Source organism: Pseudolysinimonas sp. (genome assembly GCF_044239695.1).
Lineage (GTDB): Bacteria > Actinomycetota > Actinomycetes > Actinomycetales > Microbacteriaceae > Pseudolysinimonas_A.
The window spans coordinates 23331-29559 of the sequence record NZ_JBIIAW010000029.1 but is presented as its reverse complement, the minus strand read 5'-3'; the positions used below and the strand labels follow the sequence as shown (position 1 = coordinate 29559).

Here is a 6229-nt window from a genome sequence, read left to right as displayed (position 1 = left end):
GGCCCGCACCACCGCCGCGACGACGAGCGCCGCGAGGGTGGCCCGCGGGATGTCGGCTAGTTGCCCGAATCGGCCCCCTTCGCCGACATCCAAGGGGCGCTTTCGGGCAAATAGCCTCGCCGCACGCGACGTCACGAGCGGACGGCGGGCAACACCGGATGCGCGACGGGCAGGTGCTCGACCCGCAGCCGCTTGCGGAACACCCAGTAGCTCCACGCCTGGTAGGCGAGGACGACCGGCAGCCCCACCGCGGCGACGATCGTCATCACGCCGAGCGTGTAGTCGCTGCTCGACGCGTTCGAGACCGTCAGCGTGTAGGCGGGATCGATCGTCGACGGCAGCACCGCGGGATACGCGGCCACGAAGATCGCCGCCGCCCCCGCGACCAGGAAGGCCGCGAACCCCAGGAACGCGCGACCCTCGAGCCGCTTCCGGGCGGCGAGCCAGCCGAGCACCGCGGCCGCGGCGGCCACCACCACGAGGCTCCACGACACGACGGTGCCCGACTGGAACTGCACGAGCACCACCCAGCCGACGAGCGGCAGGAGGGCGATCGGCGCCATCCGCACGACGTCCCGGCCCGCACGTTCGCGGACGGGTCCGTCGGTCTTCAGCGCGAGGAAGGTGGCGGCGTGCACGAGGCAGAAGCCGACGGTCGCCAGGCCACCGAGGACGGCGATCGGGGTGAGCCAGACGAACGGGCCGCCGACGCGGTCGCCGTTGGCGTCGATCGGCAGTCCCGTCGTCGTCAGCGCGAGCGCCGCCCCGATACCGAAGGCCGCGAGGAACGAGCCGCCGCCGAGGGCGATGTCCCACCACCGGCGCCAGCGCGCCGACGACCCCTTGCCGCGCCACTCGATCGACACCGCGCGGAAGATCAGCCCGAGCAGCACGAGCACGAGCGGCACGTAGAGCGTCGAGAACAGCGAGGCGTACCAGAGCGGGAAGGCGGCGAAGGTCGCGGCGCCCGCGGTGATCAGCCACACCTCGTTGCCGTCCCAGACGGGTCCGATGGTGTTGAGCATGAGCCGGCGTTCCTGTTCGCCGCGGGCACGCACCAGCAGGTGCATCCCGACGCCGAAGTCGAAGCCCTCGAGCAGCAGGAACCCGATCCAGAGGACCGCGATCGCGATGAACCAGACGGTGGGCAGCACTTCCATTGTTGTCTCCTGTAGCTCAGTAGGCGAACGCGAGCACGTCGTCGCGACGGGACTCGGGGTCGTCGGGATCGTCGGCCGGCGGCGCGAGTTCGGGCATCGCCCCGACCACTCCGGAGCGCACGTACTTCACGAGCAGCGCGACCTCGACGACCATCAGCGCGAGGTAGACGAGCCCGAGCGCGATGAGCGAGAACAGCAGCTCACCCGCCGTGACCCCCGGGGAGACCGCGGCGGCGGTGAACATGTAGACGCCATCCGTCCCCGACGGGTTCGGGTTGGGCGCGACGACGAACGGCTGCCGGCCCATCTCGGTGAACACCCAGCCCGCGATGTTCGCTCCGAAGGGCGCGAGGATGCCGAACACCGCGAGGCGCATCAGCCAGCGCGAGCGGGGGACGGTTCCCTTGCGGGTGATCCACAGGGCGACGGCGGCGGCGAAGGCGGCGATCGCTCCGAACCCGATCATGATGCGGAAGCCCCAGTAGGTGACCTCCATGAGCGGCAGGTACTCGATCGTCTCGCCGGCCCGCTCGCCGTACTTCGGGTCGTCGGGCAGCGTCAGCCCGTACTCCTCCTGGTACTGCGGGATGAGGTCGTTGATGCCGGGCATCTCGGTCGTGAAGTCGCCCTTGGCGAGGAAGGAGAGGATGCCCGGGATCGCGACGATCGTCGTGACACTGTCGCAGTCCTGCGCGCCGAGGTCGCCGATCGACAGCACCGAGAATTCGGTTCCGGTGTGGCACGCGGCTTCGGCGGCCGCCATCTTCAGCGGCTGCTGCTCGTACATGAGCTTCGCCTGCACATCGCCGGTGACCGCGACGCCGGCGAATCCGACGATCGCGACGACGGCACCGATGCGCAGCGACCGCAGCCAGACGGAGTGGTCCTTCTCGTCGCGCCCGGGGATGTCGTCCGCCGATCCGACGACGACCCGCCCCCGCGCATCCACCGTGTCGATGCCGTCGTGACGCCGCCGCCACAGGTGGTACCAGGCGATGCCGAGCAGGAAGCCCCCGGCGACCGCGATCGCCCCGAAGAGGGTGTGGCTGTAGGCGGCCAAAGCGGTGTTGTTCGTCAGCACGGCCCAGATGTCGTTCATCACGGGTCGGCCGTCGACGAGTTCGACCCCGACCGGGTGCTGCATCCAGGAGTTCGCGACGATGATGAAGAACGCCGAGATCCAGGATCCGATGACGGCGAGCCACAGGGTCGCGAGGTGCACGCGCTGGGGAAGGCGGCCCCAGCCGAAGATCCAGAGGCCGAGGAAGGTCGACTCGACGAAGAACGCGAGCAGGCCTTCGAGGGCGAGCGGGGCGCCGAACACGTCGCCGACGAAGCGGGAGTACTCGCTCCACGCCATCCCGAACTGGAACTCCTGCACGAGGCCGGTGGCGACGCCGAGGATGAAGTTGACGAGGTACAACTTGCCCCAGAACTTCGTCATCCGCTTCCAGCGCTCGTCACCGGTCTGCACGTAGCGCGTATACAGGATCGCGACCATGAGTCCGAGGCCGAGCGTCAGCGGCACCATCACGAAGTGGTAGACCGTCGTGATCCCGAACTGCCAGCGGGCGATGTCGAGCGGGTCCACTGAGGTCTCCTTCCGGCGCCGACCAACGGCGCGCTCAGCCAGGGTCGTGGAGTGCGGGACGGATGCCCAGGGACTTAGGTCCCGCCGCGGCTTCTACGCCCTGTAGAAACATTTCTACACCATGTAGAAGTAGTTCGACGAGGCGTAGAATCACGGAGTGGCCAACCTCGGACAGCTCGAACGAAGCGTGATGCAGGCGCTGTGGGATGCCGGCACGCCCCTGTCGGCGTACGACCTCCTGCCCGGCCTCGCCGGCGCCGACACGGGCAAGCCGCTGGCCGCGACGACGGTCCTCACCGTGCTCAGCCGGCTCGAGAAGAAGGGGTTCGTGAGCGGCGACCGCAGCGCCCGCCCCCACCGCTACATCGCGATGGCATCCCGAGAAGACCACGTCGCCGAACTCATGCACGAGGTGCTCGGCGACGCCGCCGACCGCCGCGCCGTGCTCGAGCGCTTCGTCGGCGGGGTCAGTTCGGCCGATGCCGACCTGCTGCGCGCGCTCCTCGACCGTCGCTGATGGCCCCCGGGATCATCGCCATCCTGCTCGGCCTCGTCGCGCTCGGCCTCGCGGCGCCCGTGCCGATTCTGCTGGCACGCGCGAACTGGCCGACGCGCGCGCCCGGACGCGCGCTCGTGCTCTGGCAGGCGATCGCCCTCGCCGGCGGGTTCTCGATGATCGGTGCCCTCGTCGCCGGCGGCATCGCGCTCGCGCCGCACGACACCCTCGGCGGCGGCATCCTCATCGGTCTCGCCGTCGGGCTCACCCTGCACCTGCTCGGTCATCTCGCCGCGACGGTCGTCTCGGTCGGACGCTCCCGCTCCCGGCACCGGGCCCTGCTCGACCTGCTGACCTCCCCCGACCCGGCGCGTCCGCAGACCGTCATCCTCGACGCGCCGACGCCCGTCGCCTACTGCCTGCCGTCCGGCTTCTCGTCGATCACCGTGCTCTCCCGGGGCCTGCTCGACCGGCTGCCGCCGCAGGAGCTCGCCGCCGTGATCGCGCACGAGCGCGCGCACCTCACCCAGCGCCACGACATCGTGCTCGTCGCCTTCCGCGCCTGGCATTCGGCGCTGCCCTGGTTCCCGATCGCCGCGCGCGCCGCCGAGGAGGTCGCGGTGCTCGTGGAGCTCCTGGCGGATGACGGTGCTCGTCGCACCACCCCCGACGACGTGCTCGCCCGCGCGATCGCTGCGGTCGCGTCAGCCCCGGAGGGTGCGCGCGTCGCCGACCCCGGCATCCCTCGCGAGCCACCGCGGACGCGGGATCGCGTGCGGCGCTTGGTCGGCTGACGGCCCCAACTGCCCGGGCATCGCGGCGCGGCCCCCTTGTGGGGGACACCGCGGACCGCTACATTCCACACAACATCGGCTGACGCCCAGGAAGGCGACCCGTGTCTGGATCAGGAACTCGTAGTTTCGCGGTGCCCGCAATCCGACGCTCGTTTGTCGCGATCGGGGTCTTCGGCCTCGCACTGCTCGGCGTTGGATCCCCCGTCTCCGCGGCGTGGGGCGCGTCGACCGCCGATCCGTGCGCAGCTGCCCAGCGACTCATCGCGTCCGACCCGGAAAAGGCACTCGAAGAGATCGAGGCCATCCAGGAACTGGCGCTCGACCTCATCGTCAAGACCGAGGACGACGCGCTCCGCGACTCGCTCGCGCAGCAACTGGCTGATTGCACGACCGCGCACCAGGCGGCGGAGCTCGCACTCGCCGACGAGGAGGACGACGAGAGCGACTGTTGCGCCGACTTCGGTGAGAAGTGGAAAGCGTTCCTCGATGACTGCCTCACGCCGCTCTCGGGTGCGGCGCTGGCGTGGCTCGCGGTTCTCGCCGCGCTCCTTGTCGTCACGCGGCTCGTCATGCTGCTTCCCGCGATCCCCTGGCGTGCCGGGCGGTACAAATGGAGTGTCACCGGCCTTCGGGTGCTGGGTGGGATCGGGGCTGCGCTCGGAATCCTGGGGGCCGGGCTCGCCGTGTGGGCCGTCACCACCCTCGGATTGGCCCACCTCGTCTGGGTGGCCTTCCTGAGCGTCGCGATCGCCGGCACTCTGCCGTTCGCGATGTACCTCGCGGGGCGCACTCGAATCGCGGTCAAGGTCCTCACTGCCGAGGGAACGTCCGACTCGATCGGGGCCGCCGAGATCGTCGCGGCGATCAGCGACATCGCGGCGACCGAGGCGGGCGGGATCGAGATTCCCGACGCCCCGGACGTCGAAGCTCTCAAAGGCGCGGTTCTCGAAGAAGCCCCGGGCGGCAAGCTGCTGTCCGGGGCGCTCACGGCATTGCAGGGACTGTTCGGACTGGTGCCGTGGCAGATCGTCTTCGCACAACTCGACGACACACGCGCCAGCCTGACGATCCGTCGCAATGGACGGGTGGTCAAGGCGACGACGCTGGACCTCAACGATTTCCCTCCGCTGGCTGCCGCGCCGAAGGAGCCGCCGGTTGCGCCCAAGACCGACGCGGAGGCCAAGACCGACGAGAAGCCCAAGATCCCCGATCCCCGGCTCGAGTATCTTCGGAAGCTGGCGGCCGGTCACGTCGTGACGGCGGTGGCCGATCAGAACGCCGGGTTCTCCGGACTCTTCGGGGCGACGCAGGGGAACGCGGTCGGCCTGTACCAGATCGGCGCTCGTCTCTACCCGAAGGATGACGAGTCGTTCGCGATCTTCACCGGGGCTCTCCGTGATGACCCGAACTATCATCTCGCCGAACTCGGAGTCATGAACGCGCGCTTCCGGCGCTCGACATCGCGGGCCGAGTTGGAGACGTTCGCAGGGTTCTTGGGCCGGTTCCTCGATAGCCCCCACCAGAACGAGAACACCGACAGGTCTCGCATCCTCCGTCTTCGCACCCTCAACCTGAAGATCGTCGCGATTCGAAATGCTCTCGCCGCCGGACCGGCGTCGGTCGACGGCCCGACAAACTCCGCCCTGTTGACGGCCGGAGCCCAGGCCGCCGTCGAAGGGATCGGCATCCTGAAACGCAAGGAGATCGCAGCTCGACCGATCGCGCCGCTCCTCGAGATGGCCTTTGCCATCTCGATCGCACTCCTGACCCATCTCGAGGGAAAGCAGACCAAGAAGGAGGGAACAGAACAAGCCGCCGAGGGGGCGTGCGTCGCCCTCGCCAGTTCAAAGGATTGGTTGGAGAGAGCCAGGTTCTCGGTGTCGCCGGATATCGCCTATGACTACCTGTGCTATCTCTCCCGGACGAGTCAGGTGGAAAACCAGCCTCGCGTGGACATTGAGTGGCGCGTGCAGATGAACATCTTGCAGCCCGAGGACGCTGCCTACCTCTGGAACGATCCGGAACTGAAGGAGCTGCGGAAACTCGAGTGGTTCAAGAAGGGGTACCCGAAGCCGACTGAAGACACCGAAACCAAGCCCCAGGCCGCCACGAAACCAGCCCGCGCGAAGACGACGTCTCAGAAGAAGTGAGAGTCCGCCACTCGCCCCGACTCTTCCGCCACTCGGGG

At 69.0% G+C, this 6229-nt stretch carries 5 protein-coding genes; 3 read left to right on the top strand and 2 right to left on the bottom strand.

Features of this window, described 5'->3' with window-relative positions; genetic code table 11:
• Positions 1–131: 131 nt before the first annotated feature.
• On the bottom strand, positions 132–1160 hold the full coding sequence (cydB, locus tag ACILQS_RS06515) for a cytochrome d ubiquinol oxidase subunit II (protein ID WP_395639304.1): 1029 nt from the start codon (positions 1158–1160) through the stop codon (positions 132–134).
• Positions 1161–1176: 16 nt separating this feature from the next.
• Positions 1177–2751: a cytochrome ubiquinol oxidase subunit I gene (locus ACILQS_RS06510; protein ID WP_395639303.1), complete on the bottom strand. Its 1575-nt coding sequence runs from the start codon at positions 2749–2751 to the stop codon at positions 1177–1179.
• Between the two features lie 157 nt (positions 2752–2908).
• Here ACILQS_RS06510 and ACILQS_RS06505 point away from each other — a divergent pair, with 157 nt between their 5' ends.
• The 3 genes from ACILQS_RS06505 (at position 2909) to ACILQS_RS06495 (ending at position 6191) form a co-directional block, all read left to right on the top strand.
• Entirely contained in the window at positions 2909–3268 is a 360-nt protein-coding gene (locus ACILQS_RS06505; protein WP_395639302.1) for a BlaI/MecI/CopY family transcriptional regulator, read from the top strand.
• Positions 3268–4041 (top strand): M56 family metallopeptidase, encoded by a 774-nt coding sequence (locus ACILQS_RS06500; RefSeq protein ID WP_395639301.1) that lies wholly within the window; start codon positions 3268–3270, stop codon positions 4039–4041. The genes ACILQS_RS06505 and ACILQS_RS06500 overlap by 1 nt, the downstream gene beginning before the upstream one ends.
• A 569-nt stretch (positions 4042–4610) precedes the next feature.
• The gene (locus ACILQS_RS06495; RefSeq protein WP_395639300.1) at positions 4611–6191 is read left to right on the top strand and encodes a hypothetical protein; all 1581 of its coding nucleotides are present in this window, start codon (positions 4611–4613) and stop codon (positions 6189–6191) included.
• Positions 6192–6229: the final 38 nt, after the last annotated feature.

Excerpts from the sequence above, each read along its gene's own strand:
- cydB (WP_395639304.1), bottom strand. The coding sequence starts at position 1,160 with ATGGAAGTGCTGCCCACCGTCTGGTTCATCGCGATCGCGGTCCTCTGG.
- ACILQS_RS06500 (WP_395639301.1), top strand. The coding sequence starts at position 3,268 with ATGGCCCCCGGGATCATCGCCATCCTGCTCGGCCTCGTCGCGCTCGGC.
- ACILQS_RS06495 (WP_395639300.1), top strand. The coding sequence starts at position 4,611 with ATGCTGCTTCCCGCGATCCCCTGGCGTGCCGGGCGGTACAAATGGAGT.